The sequence below is a fragment of the Sodaliphilus sp. genome (assembly GCF_045598405.1).
GTDB classification, from domain to species: domain Bacteria; phylum Bacteroidota; class Bacteroidia; order Bacteroidales; family Muribaculaceae; genus Sodaliphilus; species Sodaliphilus limicaballi.
In genome coordinates this window covers 1-22,135 of sequence record NZ_JAZLLZ010000113.1, presented here as the reverse complement: position 1 = coordinate 22,135, position 22,135 = coordinate 1, and the positions used below count along the sequence as shown (strand labels likewise).

General features: G+C 48.0%; 13 protein-coding genes and 1 pseudogene. 9 read left to right on the top strand and 5 right to left on the bottom strand.

The window, feature by feature from the left end; genetic code table 11:
• The first annotated feature begins 389 nt into the window (after window positions 1-389).
• The 3 genes from dnaG to ACKI3C_RS08035 all read left to right on the top strand — a co-directional run bounded on the left by dnaG (window position 390) and on the right by ACKI3C_RS08035 (window position 5,188).
• Window positions 390-2,588 carry a DNA primase gene (dnaG, locus tag ACKI3C_RS08045; RefSeq protein WP_407403835.1) on the top strand — a complete coding sequence of 733 codons (2,199 nt, stop codon included), beginning with the start codon at window positions 390-392 and terminating at the stop codon, window positions 2,586-2,588.
• A 108-nt stretch (window positions 2,589-2,696) separates the two neighbouring features.
• Window positions 2,697-4,505 (top strand): LysM peptidoglycan-binding domain-containing protein, encoded by a 1,809-nt coding sequence (locus tag ACKI3C_RS08040; RefSeq protein WP_407403833.1) that lies wholly within the window; start codon window positions 2,697-2,699, stop codon window positions 4,503-4,505.
• Window positions 4,505-5,188, top strand: a complete 684-nt coding sequence (locus ACKI3C_RS08035) for a porin family protein (RefSeq protein WP_407403831.1) — start codon at window positions 4,505-4,507, stop codon at window positions 5,186-5,188. Before ACKI3C_RS08040 ends, ACKI3C_RS08035 begins: the two co-directional genes overlap by 1 nt.
• A 7-nt stretch (window positions 5,189-5,195) precedes the next feature.
• Here ACKI3C_RS08035 and holA read toward each other — a convergent pair whose 3' ends face one another.
• Entirely contained in the window at window positions 5,196-6,248 is a 1,053-nt protein-coding gene (gene holA, locus ACKI3C_RS08030; protein WP_407403829.1) for a DNA polymerase III subunit delta, read from the bottom strand.
• Window positions 6,249-6,306: 58 nt separating this feature from the next.
• Here holA and ACKI3C_RS08025 point away from each other — a divergent pair, with 58 nt between their 5' ends.
• Window positions 6,307-6,756, top strand: a complete 450-nt coding sequence (locus ACKI3C_RS08025) for a type I restriction enzyme HsdR N-terminal domain-containing protein (protein ID WP_407403827.1) — start codon at window positions 6,307-6,309, stop codon at window positions 6,754-6,756.
• A gap of 425 nt (window positions 6,757-7,181) precedes the next feature.
• Here ACKI3C_RS08025 and rlmD read toward each other — a convergent pair whose 3' ends face one another.
• On the bottom strand, window positions 7,182-8,591 hold the full coding sequence (gene rlmD, locus ACKI3C_RS08020) for a 23S rRNA (uracil(1939)-C(5))-methyltransferase RlmD (protein WP_407403825.1): 1,410 nt from the start codon (window positions 8,589-8,591) through the stop codon (window positions 7,182-7,184).
• A gap of 66 nt (window positions 8,592-8,657) precedes the next feature.
• The gene (locus ACKI3C_RS08015) at window positions 8,658-14,822 is read right to left on the bottom strand and encodes an LPD1 domain-containing protein (RefSeq protein ID WP_407403823.1); all 6,165 of its coding nucleotides are present in this window, start codon (window positions 14,820-14,822) and stop codon (window positions 8,658-8,660) included.
• Window positions 14,823-15,066: 244 nt separating this feature from the next.
• On the opposite strand from ACKI3C_RS08015, the gene ppdK reads away from it, so the two are divergent.
• Both ppdK and ACKI3C_RS08005 read left to right on the top strand, forming a co-directional pair.
• Window positions 15,067-17,781: a pyruvate, phosphate dikinase gene (ppdK, locus tag ACKI3C_RS08010; RefSeq protein ID WP_407403821.1), complete on the top strand. Its 2,715-nt coding sequence runs from the start codon at window positions 15,067-15,069 to the stop codon at window positions 17,779-17,781.
• Window positions 17,782-18,001: 220 nt separating this feature from the next.
• A complete protein-coding gene (locus tag ACKI3C_RS08005) occupies window positions 18,002-19,459 on the top strand; it encodes a tyrosine-type recombinase/integrase (protein ID WP_407403819.1) in 1,458 nt (485 codons plus the stop codon).
• Window positions 19,460-19,539: 80 nt separating this feature from the next.
• Here the strand turns inward: ACKI3C_RS08005 and ACKI3C_RS08000 are convergent, their stop codons facing one another.
• Window positions 19,540-19,821, bottom strand: coding sequence for a hypothetical protein (locus ACKI3C_RS08000; protein WP_407403817.1), 282 nt, complete (start codon window positions 19,819-19,821; stop codon window positions 19,540-19,542).
• A 177-nt stretch (window positions 19,822-19,998) separates the two neighbouring features.
• Window positions 19,999-20,718, bottom strand: coding sequence for a hypothetical protein (locus ACKI3C_RS07995; RefSeq protein ID WP_407403815.1), 720 nt, complete (start codon window positions 20,716-20,718; stop codon window positions 19,999-20,001).
• Window positions 20,719-21,214: 496 nt separating this feature from the next.
• Here ACKI3C_RS07995 and ACKI3C_RS07990 point away from each other — a divergent pair, with 496 nt between their 5' ends.
• The 3 genes and pseudogenes from ACKI3C_RS07990 to ACKI3C_RS07980 all read left to right on the top strand — a co-directional run.
• Window positions 21,215-21,595, top strand: a complete 381-nt coding sequence (locus ACKI3C_RS07990) for a helix-turn-helix domain-containing protein (protein WP_321625430.1) — start codon at window positions 21,215-21,217, stop codon at window positions 21,593-21,595.
• A complete protein-coding gene (locus ACKI3C_RS07985) occupies window positions 21,564-21,713 on the top strand; it encodes a hypothetical protein (RefSeq protein ID WP_293591185.1) in 150 nt (49 codons plus the stop codon). The genes ACKI3C_RS07990 and ACKI3C_RS07985 overlap by 32 nt, the downstream gene beginning before the upstream one ends.
• Window positions 21,714-21,768: 55 nt before the next feature.
• Window positions 21,769-22,135: pseudogene (locus tag ACKI3C_RS07980) on the top strand (mobilization protein); the annotation flags it as partial.

The window sequence follows — 22,135 nt, the reverse complement described above, 5'->3', positions numbered from 1 at the left end:
TCGATGTCGTGTTGGTGGTTCGTTTGGTTTTATTTGCCGCACTAAATTAAGTGAAATCACCGACATGACAAAATCCTGGGCAACTTTTTGTTGCTCAGGATATTATAAAAATTGTTAACAAAAGTGCTGCGGAATTAAGGTAATTATTTTAATTTCTTTCAGTAAAAAACTTCCCCGAGTTCTGCGAGTTCCCCGAGAGGCTATCTGTGTGATTTATTCTTTGACAGAAGAACAAAAGAACATAAGAAAATTAAATTATTCTAATTATTTTAATTTCTTTCAGTCAAAAACTTCCCCGAGTTCCCCGAGAGACAAAAATTTTTTTGATGTTTTCGTTTTCGTTTTCGTTGAAATAGTCGTACCTTTGCATTTCGTAAGACAACTGGACGATGATAGATAAAGCAACTGTTGACCTTATCATTGACAGCGCCGACATTGTGGACGTTGTGAGTGACTTCGTTACACTGCGCAAGCGCGGTGCTAACTATGTGGGATTATGTCCTTTCCACAACGATCGCACGCCATCGTTCTACGTCTCTAAATCTAAAGGCATCTGCAAGTGCTTCTCATGCGGCGAGGGTGGCAGCGCGCTCAACTTCATCATGAAGCATGAGCAGATGAACTACCACGATGCCCTCATCTACCTCGCCAACAAATACCACATCGAGGTAAATGAACGCGAGCAGACCGACGAGGAAAAGGCTGCGCAGACAGCCCGCGATGCTATGTTCATGCTCAACGAGTGGGCTTGCCAGTTTTTTGAGACGCAATTGCACGACACCACCGAGGGGCAAGAAGTGGGACTCTCCTACTTCAACGACCGCGGTTTCTCTACTGCAACCATCAAGAAATTCCGTTTGGGCTACTCACCCGAGGACCGGTCGGCTCTCTACAAGGCAGCCGTTGCCCAGGGCTTCAACCGCCAGCTTCTCTTTGACACAGGCCTTTGCGTGGACGACAACCGTGGCGGTGGCTACGACCGTTATCGCGGACGAGTCATCTTCCCCATCGTCAATGTGGGCGGCAAGATTGTGGCATTCGGCGGTCGCACGCTCAAGAAGGACAAGACCATCGCCAAATATGTCAACTCGCCCGAGTCTATCATCTACAGCAAGCGCAAGGAAATCTATGGTCTTTTCCAAGCCAAGCGCGAAATCAACAAGCACGACAAGTGCTACATCGTCGAGGGATATGCCGATGTCATCTCGATGCACCAGTCGGGGTTTGAGAACGTAATCGCTTCGTCAGGCACTGCCCTCACCGACGAGCACATACACATGATACACCGCTTCACCGAGAACGTCACCGAGATGTTTGACGGCGATGAGGCGGGCATCAAGGCCGCACTCAAGGGTATCGACAAGATTCTTGCTCAAGGACTTAATATGAAGGTGCTCCTTCTCCCCGACGATGATGACCCCGACAGCTACTCACGCAAGCACAGCGCAAGCGAGATACAGCAATATATCGACGACAACGAAGCCGACTTCATCACATTCAAGACCGGCATCATGCTCAAGGGCACCGAGCGTGACCCCATCAAGCGCGCCAAGGCCATTGAAGATGTCACGAAGTCTATTGCCGTGATACCCTCCGAAGTCACTCGCGCCATCTATGCCAAGGAGGTGAGCGACATGTTCAACATAGGCGAGGATGTCGTGCTGCGTGACGTGGCAAAATACATACGCCAAAACCGCGAGGAGCGCGCCAAGAACCGTGAACGAGAGAAACTGCGTGAAGAACGGCAAGCAACGGCCGAGGCGCAACAGTCCGCAGGCCAGCAACCCGACACACCCCAGCCAGAGGCAGAGGTGCCGCCCAGCACACCCCCTGCCACTAGTGTTCCGGTCATAAACAACGACACATTCCTGCAAGAACGTGCGCTCATCAAGTATATAATCAGGTACGGAATGTGCAACTTCTGCACTTTCTTCTATCAAGACGAAGAATTTGTGAGCCAAAACATGACTGTGGTAGAATACATCCAGAGCGAACTTGAAGCCGACAACATATTTTTCAACACACCTCAGTTCAAGAAGATTTTTGACCTGTCGCTCAGTCTTCTGAATGATTTTTACACTGAATTGTCATCGCAAGAAGCCGCCATTGCCCAAGACGGTAATAAGCAGGTTGACCTGCTCATGCGAGCAATAGACCCCATAGGCCACAGCGCCGACAGCCTCAGGCAAGAGGAAGAACGCATCAAGTCGAAAGTGAACAAAGACAACATCGACAAAATCAACGAATATCGCACCAACTATCTCGAGAAGCGGCTTTTCTCGCACCCCGACGACGAGGTGCGACGCATATCGGCCGACCTTGCCAGCGAGAAATACACCCTCAGCAAGATCCACACCGAGTATGCTACCATTCCCACCGAGTTTGACAAGCTCGAGTCTCTGGTGCCCTCTGCAATTTTCAACTGGAAAAACGCTATCGTCCAGCAGCGCATAAAACAAGTGCAGCAACAACTCAACACAGCTTCGCCCGACTACGCTATTGAACTGCTCAAGCAACTCCAGCATCTATATGCCGTGCGCAGCGACATTGCAAAATACATAGGAGAACGCGTAGTAAACCCGAAATAAGTGGGTCATCAAGCATAGATATTTCATAAAGTTTTTGTAAATTTGCACAGCATTGTATTGCAAAAAGTTAAAGCAATGCTTTATGTTTTGTAAATTAAAATATTGACAATGAATATCAATAGATTGTTTTCTTTACTCATTTGCCTCGTGACATTCGTGGGCATCAATGCACAGATGCAACTGCCTGTGATGTCAATTAATGGCAATGATTTCTACTACTACAAATTAAGTGACAAAGAGAGCGTTCATGGCGTATCGCAGAAAACTGGCCTCCCAGCCGACGTTATCGCCGAATACAACACATGGGCTAGCAACGGACTCGAAAAACAGTTCTTGCTTCTCGTGCCCGTCAACTACAAGTCGATGGCAGCGCCCCAGTCGTCTCAAAAATTCCAGCCCCAGCAACAGGTGGGATACACCCTTGTCGCCGGCGACAACATCTACAGCGTGGCAAAGCGTTTCAACGCATCGGTCGAGGGCATACTCTCGTCCAACATCTCACTCGCTCCATCCGATTATAAGCCGGGGACAACAGTGAGGGTAACCCCGCAATCGGCTATGCCGTTTGCCTACGATGCCGCTGTCACAAGATTCAAGACCCACGACATCAAGAAAGACGAGTCGTTTTACTCCATCGCCAACCAATATGGAACAACCACTTCCACGCTGAAGCAACTCAACCCGAGCGTCGATAAACTGAAGAAAGGCAAGAAAATCATCGTGCCGTTCACCACCATAGTGCGCACTACTGGCAACGTAGCCACAATGAGCGTCAACGACCTTGAGCGTCACTATGCGTCGCACATCAACGGCATCTACAACACTCTCGTTGAGGAACACCGCAACAAAGAGTGCAACGTGGGCATTATACTTCCCTTCCAGTTGCACAAGAGCGATGCTCCCAAGCAAGCCTACCTCTACACCGACTACCTCAAGGGATTTATGCTGGCACTCGACAGCCTTGGCAACAAGGCTTCTCGCAAAATAAATGTCAAGGTTTACGACACGCAGCACAACCTCAACGTCACCGACAGCCTGCTGGCACTGCCCGAGATGCGCAACCTGGATTTCATCATCGCTCCAGGAGAACCCAAGCAACTCGAGCGAGTCAACGCCTTCGGACAGGCCAACGGCATCAACGTGCTCAATAGCTTCACAACCAAAAACGATGACTACAAGAGCAATCCGCATTCTCTTCTTGTCAACACGCCAACACCGCTGCTCGTGGCCAACCTCACACAATGGATGACTACCCGCTTTGCCGACTGCGACGCGATTTTCCTTGAAGATGTAGCCAACGAGGCTTCCGAAATGTTCGGTCTCATCAAGCAGAACCTCAATTCCGCAGGAGTGCACTGCTCCACAATCAAGGTTGATGGCGACCTCTCTTTCGACGTCCTCTCAAGGAAACTCAACCCCGCTACCAACTATGTCATTATACCGAGCAATGGCAACAAAAACCTGCTCAAAAAGATAATCCCTGCACTCAAGCAGGCCAAGCAGGAAAGATTTGACTGCGACTTCAACCTCATCGCTTATCCCGAACATGTGCTTTACCTCAAGGACTACCAGAACGACCTCATGGTAATTGACACTTACATGTTCTCACGTTTCTTCAACTCTAAAGGATTCCGCACTCGCAATGTGGAGAACAGTTACGCCAAGTGGTATGGCGGCACGATGCTCGAGTCTTACCCGCACATGGGCTTGCTGGGATTCGACACTGGATGCTACATCATTGAGTCAATGGGCAATGCTCACGACATCAACGAGACAACCGATCTCTACAAGGGCATACAGACTGGTTTCAAGTTCAGCCGCATCGATGGCTGTGAAGGCCTGGTGAACCAAGCCATCACACTGGTGCACTTCTCTCCCGACAAGAAGATCGAAAGCTTTATTGTTCTTGACAAGTAATGAGACGTTTCATCACACTGGCAATATCAATCATTGCGGGCTGCGCTCTGTCGTGGGCACAGACCCACTATGAAGGCAACATCTCCGTTGGAGCCAAGGGAGGCGTGACCATGTCGCGCCTGCAATTCAACCCTGGGGTGCCCCAGTCTTTCCTGCAAGGCATGATGATGGGTGTCACGGCTCGATACATTGAGGAAAAGCACTTCGGCATCATTGCCGAGGTCAACTTCGAACAGAGGGGTTGGAAAGAAAAATTCGAGGACATGGACTACGCCTACCAGCGTCGCCTTACTTACATTCAGATTCCTGTGCTCACGCACATCTACTTCGGTTCAAACAAGTTTCACGGATACTTCAACGCTGGTCCCGAGGCGGGTTTCCTCATTGCAGAAAGCACTAGCGCCAACTTTGACTACGAGCACGCAGGAGAGATGCCCGAGTTCATAACAGCCAACCGCCAGACCCAACAATTCACGCTCAAGCCCAAGAACAAATTTGACTATGGCATTTCAGCGGGCATGGGCATGGAGTTCATCTCGCGCAACAAGAGTTCATTCAACCTTGAAGGACGCTTCTATTACGGCCTTCGCGACGTGTTCAGCAACCGCAAGACCGACACTTTTGCAGGATCGTCAAGCATGTCGATAATGTTAACGCTGGGCTACCACTATCGAGTTAAGTAACAGTTCACTACGAGTGCAATATCTTGTAGGCAAGTTCTTTCAGCAAGTCGTAAGAGTCTTGCCTTGACCCCATGCCCTTGCACCTCACGTCACACTCACGCAAGTAACCGATGATATTCACACACGCCTGGGTCGAGTAGTTGCGTGCAGCCTCCTTGAACTTACCCAGTCGCCACGCGCTCTTTGTCCCGGCGGCAGCCATCAAGGCGGCCTGCGACTGGTCCTTGCTTGCCCGCACAAGCAACACGCCCGAGAAGAAACTGAACAGCATAGCCACAACCATAGGCACAGGATTGTTCTTCGGGTTCTTCTGGTAATAGTCAATTATACGGTACACCTTAGCGGCATTACGGGTAATAATAGCATCCTCAAACTCAAAGTTGTTATAGTCCTTACTGATGCCTATATTGCGCTCTATCAGCTCTGGTGTGATTGCATTGCCTTCCTTCACTAGAAGTTTGAGCTTGTCCAGTTCACTGAACATGCGCGACAGGTCATTGCCTATGCAGTCGGCAAGCATCGTCACGCTCTTGAAATCAATATTGCACCCTATCGACGTCGCGTAGTTAGAAATCACGCCTTGCAGGTCGCGGCCGTCACGCACCTTGGCCGACGAGAACACGACACCGGTCTTTTCTTTTTTCAAGGTATCTACAAACGGTTTAGCCTTGATTGCGCCGTCTTTGTTGCACACCACGAGTATCGTGCTACGCAACGGATTCTCGGCATAGAGTTTAAACAGTTCCAGGTCCTTGTTATGACCACCGGCCTGCTTGTTCACATTCTGCGCCTCACGCAGCACCACAACCTTATACTGGGAAAATGCCGGATACTGCTTGCATGTGCTGATCACTTCGCGCACATTGGCATCGCTGCCATAGTATATCGACAAATTGAAATCACGCTCGTCCTCGCGCAGAGCCTTCTCAACTATAAGGTCGCTCAACTGGTCTATATAGTACGGTTCATCACCTTGCAGCAAATAAATAGGTTGGAATTTTCCCGCCTCAATTTCCTTGCGCAGGCTGAAATATGACACTGTTTCTTTTTTTTCCGCCATAGGGTTTGTTGTTATTTGGAGAATTATTCCTAAATTCGCACACAAATTTAACAAATAAATGCGACTTAACCTACCCGATTGCGATTTAAATGTAAAAAAAACTTCTCAAGGTCTAGTTATTTTTGACATCTTGAGAAAAAAGTTTGTGGCACTCACCCCCGAGGAATTTGTGCGACAACATTTTGTGCACTTCCTCATCAGCCACAAGCAATTCCCTCTCGAACGCATGGCAAATGAGATGTCGCTCGTCCAGAACGGAATCAAACGCCGATGCGACACCCTCGTGGCCGACAGGCAAGGCAACCCGCTTGTCATAGTAGAGTACAAGGCTCCCACAATCGAAATCACACAGAACGTATTCGACCAGATAGTACGCTACAACATGGTGCTGCGCGCACGATACCTCATCGTCTCAAACGGATTGACACATTACTGCTGCGCCATCGACTACGATAACGACACCTACAAGTTCCTCCCCGACATCCCCGACTACCAGCAATTACTATAAAAAAAACATTAGGGTCCGGTTTAAAAAAAAGAAAATATTTTTTTTGTGTTTTTATTGCTTCGCATAGGAAATGGCTTGCTCGGCAAGCAAAATATAAATATCTGATAGATAGAGTATTTTTATTTTGTGGACAGAGTCCACCATTTTAAGGGAGGTTCGTTGGTCGCGGCACGGGCTTTGCCCACTTACCGCTGCTCACACCCTTGAGCACGGTTCTTGGCGCGAGCCATAAACCTAAAGAAAATCATTTTCTTTTTTCCTACACAACCAAGCCCCCCTTTCTGACAATGGACTATATATGACGGTGTTTGAGGATGTTGGGGGTAATGTTGTGACTTTTAGCGGACACTAATAAAAAAAAACAGAGCCCGGCCCCAAAGCAGCCAGGCTCCAGTCTCTATAGAAAATCGCCAATTAAATATTCTTTATTTCAACTCCAGCCCCACGACATTCTCAACATGGTGCGTGTGCGGGAACATGTCCACTGGTTGGATTTCAACCACACGATACTTCACGTCAAGCATCGCGAGGTCACGTGCCTGCGTGGCAGGGTTACAGCTCACATACACGATGCGCTCCGGCTCGGCATTCAGTATCACATTCACAACATCCTCGTGCATGCCAGCACGAGGCGGATCCACAATCATCACCTCGGGGCGTCCGTGCTCGACCACAAACGCATCAGTGAGCACATCCTTCATGTCGCCAGCATAGAATAGCGTGTTGTCAATGCCATTCACGCGTGAATTGAGCTTCGCGTCTTCAATAGCCTCGGGCACATATTCTATACCTATCACCTGGCGAGCCTGGCGAGACACAAAGTTTGCAATCGTGCCCGTGCCTGTATACAAGTCATATACCAGTTCATTACCAGTAAGTTTAGCCATTCGGCGAGCCACTTTGTAAAGTTCATAGGCTTGCTTTGAATTTGTCTGGTAGAATGACTTGGGACCGATGCGGAACTTCAACCCTTCCATTTCCTCTTCAATATAGTCGCGGCCGCTGAACAAAATCATCTCCTGGTCGGCAATGTTATCATTCACCTTCAGGTTCACGACATATATCAAGCTTGTAATCTGCGGGAATCGTTCTTTAATTGCTCCCATCACGTCATCAATAGCAGCTTGATTGGGCTCGCTGAACACAACCACCAGCATTATCTCTCCAGTGCTTGCAACACGCACCATGATCATGCGCATTAAGCCCTCATTATTCCTGATGTCATAGAACGAATACCCCTGCTTCACGGCATAGTCGCGAATGAACAACCTTATCTCGTCGCTTATATCATCCTGCAGCCAGCATTGATTGATGTTAAGCACCTTGTCAAACGCCCCCGGGATGTGGAATCCCAGCGCATTGCGGTCGGGGAATTCAGCACCGCTCTCCAGTTGCTCGCGTGTGAGCCAGCACTTGTTAGAGAAAGTGAACTCAAGCTTATTGCGGTAGCGTTTCGTCTCAGCGCTGCCCAGTATAGGGTTAATCTCGGGGATTTCAATCTTTGCGATACGTTCCATTGCATCCACAACCTGCTGTTGCTTGCATTGCAGCTGAAACTCGTATGGCAGATGCTGCCACTTGCAACCGCCACACACACCGAAGTGCTCGCAGAACGGCTCCACGCGCAAATCGCTGGGTTTCACCATGCGGGCAATCTCACCCTCGGCAAAGCTATGTTTCTTGCGAGTAACCTTCAAGTCAATAATATCGCCAGGAGCGCCGTATGGCACAAACACCACAAGGTCATTCCAGCGGCCCAGGCTCTTACCCTCAGCCGCAACACCGGTAATCTCAAAATTCTCAACAACCGGCAGTACTTTTCTTTTTCTTGCCACGATAAAAATAATATTTTTTGCAAAAGTACAAAAAAAACACCACACCCGCAACAACCCCGACGCACCTCACCGTATTGTCTGTATAAAGTCCTTCTTGAGACTCATTGTAACCTCCGTTATCTTCGCTTGATCTTCTGAAACAGAAACCCAAGCAAGACTCTCTTCGGTGTAGAACTCTGTAAAACCAGCAATAGGTGTCCCATGATACACCACCAGCGGCTTGCCATCAGCGTCCACCACCTTGGTGTCAGGCATAGCCTTGGCAGCCGCATCACGAACCATCTCACCAGCCTTCTTCTCGCCCATGCCTTTGTGCGGCGGCAGTATCTTCACGCCACGCTCAGCAAGAATAGGCAACAGCGCAGGGGGCACGATGTCAAACTCAACACCGCGCTTCTTGAACTCCTTCTCCCAGTCGTCAGCCACCTCGTCCCATGGTACGATGCGCACTGGCTTGTCATAGCGCGACAGTATTAGTTGCTGCTTGCTGTTTGCCGTCGGCCAGTTATGCACGCCCACACTCTTGGCGGCCTTGTCTGCATGGTAGCCCTCGTCAAGGTCTGCCTGAGCAATCTCGGTCTCGATATAAACAAGGCTGGGACGTTCCCACGCCTGCCTGAACTGCTTGTTTATCTTGTTGGGACGATTGTGGATATAGGGGTTATAGTCCACATTACCCACTCGCTTGCCGTCGGGCTTCACAAGGTTTATCTTGCCGTTCTCGTCCGCAAGCTCAGGGTGTTCCTCGCTCTGCTCCCATTTGTTCATTTCAAAGCTCGAAGTCTTAGCAGTGCCCTTGCCGTTCAGTCCGTTTGCCATGGGCGAGCCCAGTGTGCCGTCCTCATTCAGCACCACATTGCGGTAACCTGGAATCTTTGGACTGTCTTCAAGCCACTTGATTGTTTCTGGATCCTCCACTATCGAGAACTCAGCAGCATCGCTGTGGTACTCGCTGTCAAGTCCCAGGTCGGTCCCCTCCATCAAGTCATACAGCACGCGGTCGGTAACGTCGTCGATGCTCTTCACATCCTCTATCTCAAAGAGGTTCACGCCCACCCACTGCCAGAACTCACGCAAAGCGCGCTTCATCTTCTCATACCAGGTAATAGCGTCAGCCTTGTCAAGGATGCCCTGTGCCTCGTCAATCAACTTCTGCGCCTCACGCTCCATGCGCTCGGCATTATCCTTGCCGCTGATGCGAGACAGTGCCTCGCTAGCCACAGCATCCTCGTTGCCCTTGATTGAAGAGTATGCAGGGTCGTTAACCACATCGTTCCACACAGGAGTGTCACGCAGCAGCTCCTTGATACGGCCCCACAGCTTCGGGTTCTTAGCCTGCACAGCCTTAGCCCACAAGTGTGTGTACTCGTGGATAGGAGTGTTCGGGTTAATTCCCTCCGGTGTCAAGTGAATGCGGTTACCCTCAGCCCAGCCATACACAGTGCCGCCAGGACGCTGCATGAACTCGATTTCAGTATTATCTGTAAAATTATTGTCCGAAAACTTGGTATACTCGCCATTTTGTACTATTTTTGCAACCAAATTCAAGTCGAGATATTCAACGTCAGCGAGATTGATTCGCTGTTTGTCTATCAAGTCTTGAATTTTTTTTGTGTTTCCACCAATTAGTTTTTTCTGCTGAATCCAATTCACCCACTCGTGTGTGTCTTTAGGAAACACATTTCTAATACTATTGATTTCAAGATGACGACCACCCACTACTGGATTAAGATAAAGGCCTACCAGGAAATTCTTCCCGTCCTTCTGAATATTTACAATGATGTTCCTTGCAGCATTGTTCTTGCCGTAATCAAATACCGCCACAGGATTGTTGATTGCTTCTACCAGACCCTTGATTTCTGACAACTCAAAATCGTGGCCAAATTCCGAAGATTTTTCTTTCAGTCTGGCTGCATTCATTTGTATTGGCAGATTAGGAATGCCACAAGCAAGCAACTTGTCGCTCGGCATTCCCATTTCGTAGATGTGCCCTTGTGGAAGGGTTCCGTCTATCTGCTGTTGTAGCTCGTTATCAAACTTCTCGCTCACATCCATCATCTCACCACTCATTCCAGCAGCCGCTCGTCCGGCTTCCTGAGTCTCCATCACCACGTCAAGCCCAGCGTTTTCACCAAGCGCAGTAATGATAGCCTCAGTAGCCGCCTGCTGCGCCTGGGTCGAGTTGTCGGCATCAATGTTGCCGACCTGGAACAAAGCCACCTTGTCATCCTCTTCACGCTCTTTCACAGTCTCAAAGATATTACGCATCAGGTCACCGAATGCTTCCACTTCCTTGGCTGTAGGATATGGGAAGCCGCTCAATGCCTGCGGAGTGTCGGCAAAGTTCTCGAAGCTCATCGGCTCTTTGTTAGGGTCAAGCAACGCCTTGTAGATAGCGTAGTTCATCTGCACCCAGCTGTCAGTGTTCGCACCGCGTGACAGGAAGGTGTTTAACTCACCATTTGCCTTAAGTTCCTGGTCCACCCATTCCGCAAACAGGCGTGCTGTCACCTCGTGCATCCTGCCCCAGTAGTCGCCACGCTCACGGCTGCGCTTGTAGTAGTCACTATCCTTAATCTTCGCCAGCATGTCATTAAAGGCAGTGCGCATTTCTTCTCGCATCGCAATGCTTTCTCTATCGGTTACCATGCCAAACGGTACCCCGGCACTACGAGAGAAATAGTTGTCAAGCGCATGCCACCACTCATGGGCAAGGCTTCCTGCACCGCGAGTCTTAGTGAGGTTGATTACTACCTCAGCAAGCTCGTAGTGCGCATTTGCCCAACCGCTGCCGCGAGAACCGAATGCAATACCCAGCTCTCCGTTAAGCGACAACGCACGGGGTGACACACCAAGCAATTTCGCAAGATCCATAAACGAATCATACGCCTGGTTCACTGCCATCTGGCGGTCTTTCTGGTTGGTCCAGTTGCCAAACTGAACACCCCTGAATCCAAATGTGTTCATGAAATCCTCCGCAGTCACATCTTTGCCGCCACGGTAGTCCTCGCCCAGACGGCTGTCCTCACCAGTGCTGAAATAGACAAATGCCTTACGTTGCGCCTCAGCCTCCTTGTATGCCTTGAACACTCTGTCCTTCATGCTATCGGCATACTCCTTCGCCTCTTTGCGGCTCTCAAAGTCACCGCGCAGTTCCAGCGGCATACCCATATTGTTAGCATAAGCCTCGTTGATATATACCGAGTAATTCCATGTCTTGCCGTCCTTCGTGGCCATTCTCACCGTGAGCATATCGTCAGCTGTGACCTCGCGTTTCTTTTTCTCGGTTTTGAGTGATGCGTTAGCCTTCTCGTTGGCTGATTCATAGTTCTCGTCAAGCCACGCCATGGCATCAGCTTTCGTATCAAATTCACCCTCACTCACCACACTGTACTCGTTGGTCAACGGATTGCAGAAGCGCACCACATAGCCATGCCTGCGCGACACGTCCCTTATCGGTGCTATATATGGTGATTGCTGCTTACCCTTACTGTTCAACTCAGCAACAAACCTGTCCGCCTCTTCTCGACTGTCAAACTCCTTGGTCTTGGCGCTCGAAATCGAACCATACACCACCCTATACCTTCCTGTCTCGGCATACTCAGTCTTGGTCGCAACTGCCGAGAACTCGCTCATAGGGTGCTTCACGTCACTGTCGCCACGCTTGACCTTGGCAAGGTAAACAAGTCTGTCTATGCCATCCTCTACAGAACTTACGGTGCTATATTGAGTCTTGCCCTGAGGGTTCGTTAATCTGTAACCAGTAAAACCAGTGACGGGCTTGAGTTCGGTAAACGGTAAGTCTAATTTCTCACCGGGCTTGTAGCCAAGGCGTGTCATCACCTCCATCATTACACGCACAGGGTTAGGAGTCCACTTGTCGCCCCATTCGTGAGTGTGGCCCTCATAGTCTGGGTTCAGCTCTTTCAAGCGGGCAAGTGTCTGCTCTTCCTCTTCCTGCTTGGGATATTCCATCGACAGCAACTTGTTCATAACCTCGTCGCGTGTCGCTTCGTCGGCCTCGACAAACTCCTTCAGCATTTGCAGTGTAGTGTGGGTCTGTTCCGCCCAACGCTCTACATTCGTCTTGTAACCCACACGATACTTTTTCCTACTCTGTTCGGTCTTAGTGAGTGTAGGCTTCTTCGCATTGATTCCGGCAGCGAATATAGCTTCAAAGAATCTCGCATCCTCCTCTCGCAAGGCACCGCTCTCAACAGCCTTAGCGAGGTTGGGATTCTTGTAGGCCTTGCCAAAGGGCAGCTCTACAAGACTTGCCACGCTTGCATCATCAAGAGCCTTGGCAATCTCAGCTCGCATGTCCTTCCTCGCACCTGCAAGCTTCTCGCCCACATCCTCAATTTTCTCGCCCGTCGGCTTCGCCTTCTTGCGACGGTTCTTTTCGCTTTTTTCTTGGTCAAGTGAAGAATTATTCGTAACTTTGCCGCCAGAAGACAAGTCGTTCGTAGGGCTGGAAAGGACACCAGCCTCTTCCGATTCGGAAGGCAGTATGAGGAGCTGTCCGTCCTCACGTTCGGCTTGTCTTTTTAATGTTTCAAGCGCAGGCGTGTCGATATAGTGCCAATGTACTATCTCGGCATTTTCTTTTACTGGACTTAGTTCGATAAGAACAAGGCGGTTCTTTCCTTCTTTATCTTTGGTGTTTATTACAACCCAGTTATATGGACGCTTTGCCTTTTGATTCTGTCCGTATAGGTCTGGAGTGTACAATGCGGCTTCAAGTATCTCTCTGCTATTATCTGGAGTGAGGTCGCTGTGACGTTCTGCATTACGCTCAAAGATATTCTTCTTGATGATAACAGGCTTGCCATTTGCACCGATAGCCTCATCAACTGCCGCAGGCAATGCAGGAAGCTCTACACTACGAGTAGGTGCAGAGAAGTCTTCATCGGTTATCTCGTCGATAGATGAAAGCTTCTCCAGCTTCAATGTTCCGTCCTCGTTAAGAGGGTTGCCTTGCTCGTCTGTCTTCTCTGCACTTTTTTGTTCAACCTCCTTGCGGTTATTGTTCCTGGCTTCAATTATCTGCTCCTTTGCTTCCTCGGCTTGCTGCGCTATCTGCTGCTCTCGCACAACAGTCTCGGCAGTGTCCATCGAGTTAATAACGTTCTTGTCAAAGTTTGCAACATCAATCACACGCACCTCGTCGTATGATGTCATTTCGTTTGCCCAGCCATTCTCCTCCACCTCGGGAAGGTCACGGGCTCCATTGTAGAACGACTTGAGGTAAGGACGTATCACGTCGCCCAAGTCATCAATCATAGCCTTGGCAAACTGGGTAAACTTCCTTGCACCTTTCTCAATGTGATACACCGCCATTTCAGTACCGATAGCAAGCATTTCAGGGTCAACACCCACGTTGAGCTGGCTCAGTTTTTTATTCATGCGAGCCTTCAACTGCTCATAGCGTTCATCGGTCACAAGTTTGTTGCCACTTTCATTCTGCTTTCCCTTCGGGGTTTCCTGTTGTTCCTGCTTAGCAACAGGCTCAACTTCTGTAGCACCCCTCATGTCTTCGAGTGATACCGGCTGAGCATCTGCTATCGCTTTATCATTACCGGTAACAAGGTCGGCATGTTTCTGTGCGGCTTCATTCTGTGCATCAGTAGGATTGGCATCAGTAACAGCCTCTGCTGCTGCGATGGCAGCTTCCTCTGGTTCTGTTCCCAGCGTTTCTCCGCTGGGCTTCGTTTCCTCGGGCTTTACTTCTGGTTTTCCTTCACTGCTTGTGCCAGCAGCGCCATCTTGTTGAACGCTGCCTTTTTGCTTTTGGGTGTTTCCTTCTTCTTTTCCATTGTTGATAATATTGATTACTTCGTTAATAATATCTTTCTTGCTCTTCACGCCACCGCTCCACAGTTCCAGCCGACCTGCGGCCGCATCAGCCGCCTTGGTGTTATAGGCGCGTATCACATTCTTCAACCTTGTCACGCGGTTGTCATTAAGCACATCGGCAATCATCAGCATGGTGGCATTGTTAAAGTCACCTGCTGTTGCTCCGTCATCAAGCTGGAACAAGTTACCCTGGCGAGCATACGGGCTTACCATGTCACCAGCCTTGTAGCCATGTTTGCGTGCATTGTAAGCAAGAGCGATAGCGTCGGCAAGCTCCTGCTCCAGCGAGTAGTCCTTGCCCAACTTCAAGTTGTTGGTAATCTCGGCAAGAGCACTAAGCACGCTTTGACGCAACGACTTGTACTCGGTCAACATGCGCTCCACATAGGTTCAACGACACATCAAGTTGACAGTAACACAGGCTAAAAACAAAAACAATTTTCCACTCGCAGTTGTATTAAAATCTTAAAAAATCAATATATATAGTGTATCAAATTGCATATTTGCGATTTTTTAAGTAAATTTGCAGTCTAATTTGTATAATAGTATAGTTACGTTTTATTGCTACACTTTATATTTATTATAGAAAATAATTTATTTCTAAAATAAAAATAGATAAATGAAAACAATTTACACATTCGGAAACGGCTGCGCTGAAGGAACCGCTAAGATGAGAGATCTCCTCGGTGGTAAAGGCGCCAATCTTGCCGAGATGAATCTTATCGGAGTCCCCGTGCCTCCCGGTTTCACAATCACTACCGACGTTTGCCGCCTCTACAACAAGGAAGGCCGCGAAGCAGTGGTTGAATTAATCAAAGAAGACGTTAAGAAGGCTGTTGCTCACATTGAGAACCTCACTGGCAACAAGTTCAACGATCCTTCAAATCCCCAGCTCGTATCTGTTCGTTCAGGTGCTCCCGTGTCAATGCCCGGTATGATGGACACCGTCCTCAACCTCGGTATCAACGATGCTGTTGCCGAGACTCTCGCCGAGAAGTCTGGCAACCCCCGCTTCGCTTGGGACAGCTACCGTCGTTTCGTGCAGATGTATGGCGACGTTGTGCTTGGCATGAAGCCCAAGAACAAAACCGATATCGACCCCTTCGAGGCTATTATCGAAGAGGCAAAGAAAGCTAAGGGCGTTACATTCGACACCGAGCTCGATGTTGACGACCTCAAAGCACTCGTTGTTAAGTTCAAAGCCGCTGTTAAGGAAAACACTGGCAAGGACTTCCCCGAGAGCGCTTGGGATCAGCTGTGGGGCGCTATCTACGCTGTATTTGACAGCTGGAACAACGACCGCGCTATCCTCTATCGCCGCATGAACCAGATCCCCGAGGAATATGGTACTGCAGTTAATGTTCAGGCAATGGTTTACGGTAACATGGGCAACAACTCTGCTACTGGCGTTTGCTTCTCTCGCGACGCTGCTACTGGCGAGAACCTGTTCAACGGTGAGTACCTCATCAATGCACAGGGCGAGGACGTAGTTGCCGGTGTGCGCACACCCCAGCAGATCATGACTGAGGGTAGCCGCCGCTGGGCTAAGCTCCAGGGCATCAGCGAGGAAGAACGTGCCGCTAAATATCCCTCACTCGAGGAATCAATGCCCGAGTGCGCTGCACAACTCGTTGAGACACAGAAGAAGCTCGAAGACCACTACCACGATATGCAGGACATGGAGTTCACTATCCAGAACGGCAAGCTCTGGCTGCTCCAGACTCGTAACGGCAAGCGCACTGGTGCTGCGATGGTTAAGATCGCTATGGACCTCCTGCGCGAAGGCCAAATCGACGAGAAGACCGTCCTTAAACGCATGGAGCCCGAGAAACTCGACGAGCTTCTCCACCCCGTGTTTGACAAAGCAGCTATCAAGAACGCACAGGTGATGGCTAAGGGTCTTCCCGCATCTCCCGGTGCCGCTTCAGGCCAGATTGTATTCTTCGCTGATGATGCCGAGGCTTGGGCTGAACGCAAGAAGAAAGTTGTCCTCGTCCGCATCGAGACTTCTCCCGAAGACCTCCGCGGTATGGTTGTAGCACAAGGTATCCTCACAGCACGCGGCGGTATGACTTCACATGCTGCTGTTGTTGCTCGCGGTATCGGCAAGTGCTGCGTATCAGGCGCAGGAACTATCCAGGTTGACTACAAGGCTAAAACCGTAGTCATGAACGGCAAGACTTATAAAGAAGGTGACTGGATTTCACTCAACGGTAGCACCGGTGAAATCTACGACGGAGCAGTTGCAACAGTTGACGCTGACCTCAGCGGTGACTACGATGCAGTAATGCGCCTCGCCGACAAATATACAAAGATGCAGGTTTACACCAACGCTGATTCTCCCCGCGATGCTAAGCAGGCTCGCCGTTTCGGCGCTACAGGTATCGGCCTGTGCCGCACCGAGCACATGTTCTTCGAGGGTGACCGCATCAAGGCTATGCGCGAAATGATTATCGCTCCCGACGAGGAAAGCCGCCGCGTAGCACTCGCCAAGCTGCTTCCCGTTCAGCGTGGCGACTTTGAGGGCATCTTCGAGGCTATGGACGGTTACGATGTGACAATCCGCCTTCTCGACCCCCCTCTGCACGAGTTCGTACCCCACCAGCTCGCTACAATGAAGGAGCTCGGAGAAGAGACAGGCCTCACACTGGAGCAAGTTAAGAGCATCTGCGACGGTCTTGAGGAGTGCAACCCCATGCTGGGTCACCGTGGTTGCCGTCTGGGTAACACCTATCCCGAAATCACCGAGATGCAGGCACGCGCCATCATCGAGGCTGCCCTCAACATGAAGGCCAAGGGTGTTGATGTTCATCCCAAGATCATGGTTCCCCTCGTAGGCGAACTCAAAGAAATCGAAATGCAGGCCGGCATCATCAACCGCACTGCCCAGAAGGTATTCCAAGAGCGCGGTGAGACTGTTGCCTACAAGGTAGGTACAATGATTGAGATTCCTCGCGCAGCCCTCGTGGCTGACCAGATCGCACAGGTTGCCGACTTCTTCTCATTCGGTACTAACGACTTGACACAGATGACCTACGGTTACTCACGCGACGATGCTCCCAAGTTCCTTGGCAAGTACAAAGAACTCGGCATCCTCAAGGTTGATCCGTTCGCAGTTCTCGACCAGACCGGCGTTGGCCAGCTCGTTGAGATGGGTACTGTTAAGGGCCGTCAAACCAAGCCCGAGCTCAACGTGGGTATCTGCGGTGAGCACGGTGGTGAGCCCTCATCAGTTAAGTTCTGCGCACGCCTCGGCATGAACTACGTATCATGCTCACCCTTCCGCGTGCCCATCGCCCGCCTCGCTGCCGCGCAGGCAGCAGTAGAAGAATAAACGAAAAGTGCTGAAAATTAGTGACATACGAGGCAAGTATCTGGCAAACAGGTACTTGCCTCGGTTCTTTTTAGTACATTCTGCACATCCCTCAAGCAGTCCATGACGCATATGCCTTACATATGTCTTACACTAAAATGGCTCGCGTCTTACACTAAAAAAATGGTGCTGCTAAAGTGAGAACTTAATTCAAATTTAATAGTCACTAATTTTAATCAGTATGGTAAACATTAAAGCAACTGTCAGAATCAAGACAAAAAGCGGAATCTACCCTGTTTACATCCGCTTTACAAAGAAAAAGCAAACGTCCTATATTAAGACAGCCTGGGTTGTCAATGAGAAAGGTCTAAGCTCTAACAAAGAAATAACTGATCCTTACGTTATCCAACAGACTTCTTCTTTGATTGAAACCTATTGCCGACAGCTCAATCTTGTTGATTCTACAAATTGGTCAACAAGTGAGGTTGTTAGGTATCTCTCAGAGTTCAATAATGACATTTCCTTTTCCGACTATGCAAGAAAGCATATTGACAAGTTGATTGGTCGAGGACAGGAACGTACTTCTCGAAACTACAAATGGGCTATACAGCACATGGAGAGATTCGCAGAGACAGATAACATCATGTTTTCTCGTCTTACATCTGCTTTCCTTAACCGATGGATAGAATCTCTTGCAGAGACTAACCGTTGCAAAGAGCAATATCCAGTTTGCATGAGAGAGGTGTATAAGGCTGCCATGAAGGAGTTCAATGATGAAGAACTAGGCATTACAAAGCTCAAGAACCCTTGGATAAATGTAAAAATTCCAAGAAGTGATATTCCTGAGAAGCGTGCCATTCCTGCAAGCAAGCTTCGTGCATTCTTCAATGTCGTACCAGACAGAAGCAGATTCACAAACCCTCTTATGGAGGTTGGTCAAGATGTTGCTTTGATTTCTTTCGGTATGTGTGGACTCAATGCGGTTGATATATTCAACGCGAAGAAAGATCAGTACCTCAATGGAATCTTCCATTATGAGCGTCAAAAGACAAAAAAGACTCGTTCAGATAATGGCTATTTTGAGGTTCGTGTGCCAGAGTTCATCAAGCCTACCTTCGAGAAGTACCTTTCCAAGGATCCAAAATCTCCTTGGTTATTCAACTTCCATGAGCGTTTGTCCACTTCCGACTCTTTCTGTGCAAATGTGAATATTGGAATTAAGCAGATTTGGGAAAAAGTCGAGGAAGGCTATAGAGCATCATTGTATTCATTCCGCCATAGTTGGGCTACAATTGCACAGAATGAATGTGGCGCTACCTTGAATGAAGTGGACTTTGGTCTCAACCACTCCATTAACAAAATGGCTAAGGTCTATGTGAAGGTTGATTTCACTCCTGCGTGGATTCTCAATGAAAAGGTTCTTGATTTCATTTTCTTTACAGATAAAGAATCTAAGCATGTTGAGAAGGAAGATAACACATTCGAGAAGATCTCAAAATACAATAACGTACGTGCGGAGGCATACGTGATGGGCAAAAAAGTTTGTGCTCTTGAAGATACAGGCTTCTCTAATGTAGATCAGGTTATGGACAAATTGGTTACCCTACTCCCTAAGAAAATCAAGAATGCTCGTGTTCAATTTAAGATTACGAATGTTGACAAGAATCTTACCCAAATGTATCAGAGATTGATTTCGTAAAATATTCAATCTCTCTTTAACAGAAAAACTCAGATACGGTGCAATACCATATCTGAGTTTTTTCGTTTCTAAAGTAACCCCTACAGAGTATAATTCTGTGTTACGCTTGCAAGTTGCTGTAGGTCTGTAAGCTTATAACGCTTTTTGCCAGGGGAAATTCTACACGGCATAAGCTTGCCGTTTCTGATCCATCGTTCTACATCAGCCCTGCCAAACATCCTGAATGCTTGTGCTTGACTGACTTCAAGTTGACCTTTCTCTATCTGATGAACTCTTAATGCAATCTTTGTTGCAAGGTCATCAACGAACTGTAAATACGAGACGGTCGTGTCGGAAAAATGCATTTCTTTATTATCATCCATTGTGGTATGTCTTATGATTTTGTTACACGAAAAGGAGTGGCTACCTCCGTACTTGAATCGATTCTTGTGCAAAGGTAGCCCCTGTAAATCATAAGCGTGCCACTATCAACTATATAGGATTGGATATATAGCAGTTATATAGGCATCCTTCTTTCAGTTGATAGGATTAGTTGCATTTTACAGACTTTCTTTCAACTTCTTAACGAAAGAGTCACATGTGTCATAAAAGCCCAGCTCGCTGTCTGGCTTGTCAGAGTTAGGTTTCTTGCCAAGGCTTGCATTTCTCGCCTGTGCCAATCCGCAACGAAGCTGTGAAGCACGGAGAGGCTGATTGTTTGAAGACGATGATACAAGCTTGTTCTCCTCGATGATCATCTGCCATGCATGAGGAATAAGACCTTTCTCGCGAAGTTTCCCGAAGAAGAGAGCAACATTTCGGTTGACTGTAGCCTGAAGAGGATGAGACAACTTACATTCAAAGAGGTTCTTGATTTCTTCCTCGGATGCTTCTGGTTGGAATAACGTTGCGGATTTCGCAAATCCTCTGATAAGACTAATCTGCTCATCATTGAAATGAGCCAGGAACACAGGTTCTGGCTCTACGATTTTCATTCCTTTGTTGAACAGATTGTCCATCTGAAGAAAATCTTCCTCTGTAAATGAATACTTTGAGAAGAATGATTCCACAAGATCAGTGCGATCTTCAAGGAGTTCCTTCAAGGCGAAGACATGCATGGCGTGAAGTCTGATTGCTTCCTCGCTCATGCACACACATGGAAGATGATAGGAAATGAAATCATTCACATAACGAGAATAAGCCTTCTCGCCGTTCTTGATTTCTGACTGGTACTGCTCATAGGCAGCACGATACAGTTGCCAAAGCTCGTTCTCTGGCAACTCTTTCTCTACTTTCTTGGTACAGCTTAGACAGCTTGGACACAAAAAGAGAGAGCACGGAGTTGTTCTTTAACCGTTTCATTTTCTTTTTGTGTAATAAAAAGGTTATTAAAAATGATTATTATGACACGTATGAGCGTGTCGTTTTAGTTTGTATTTTCTTTTACTAAATCCATTGTTTCTTGGTTTCAAGAATGTGCTGCAAAGTTAAGTGTCTATTGTGCAGCCTATCTTCACCGTTGGAAGAAAAATAGTTTATTCCTTGATAAATGCTTGATTTTAGATGGTCTTATACCTTATCAGCGTGCAAAAAAGTAGCTAAACTGCCAACAAAACCAACCAAATGAAACGAACAAGCCTATATAATGGCGAAACATAAAAATCCTATATAGCACGCTTTTGAACGATTGCCATTTTCTGCCCTTACCTTTGCACCCGAATCGGTTCACTATTGAGGGTGGCTCCCTCATTGTCTAACTTATAAATGCTCAAATCTATGGCAAAGAAAGAAATCGAACTCTTGTCAAAACGTGTTCAATCTTTGGAAATCCTGGTCAAAGAATTGAAGCTTGAGGTTGTCCTGAAGCGTATCAAGTTTATAGAAGAAACACTCTTCTCTACGAAGGATATTCTGAATGCAAAGGAAGTCTGCCTTTATCTCGACATATCGCAGAGCCTTCTTTACAAACTTACAAGCAGTGGTGAAATTCCTCATTTCAAACCACGAGGCAAAATGGTATTCTTCGAGAAGAAGGAACTCGTAGAATGGATTAAAAAGAATCCTTGCTATGGTTCCACGGATATTATTGAATCTCCCAGTCCAGAACTTAACAGCACTGATAACAATGAAGAAGATACCCAAAAAGAACAGCATTGATGGCTCCAATCTGCCAGATTCAAAGATAGCTGAACTCCTTGACCGATGCGCAATCTCAGTCAAAGGCATCAAGAGTAAAACAAAAAAGAAAAAGAAAGATGGAAAACAAGAACAATAAGAACAGACAGGACATGTCAAATAAGCAGTCGGAACACCAATCGCTTGAAGTGTCCATGCTTAACAAGGATAGTTTCAGTGATGAAGAATTGGAATCTTATCTTTCCAAAGGTGAAATCAAGGCAACAGATAAAATCACTATTCCACCCAAGATTCTATTTGTTGGAGATTGTACCATCGCTACTTTTGGCAACTTTAGTGCTTCTACAGGAAAAGCAAAGAGTAAGAAAACCTTCAATATCTCTGCGATGGTTGCTGCAGCTGTTACCAATTCTACTGTTCTGAACTACAGAGCCTGTCTTCCTGAAGGCAAGCGTAATATCCTCTATTTTGATACAGAACAAAGTAAGTTCCATTGCCATAGTGTTTTGGAACGTATTTACAAGCTCTCTGGACTATCTCTGAAAGAGGATGATCCTCGTC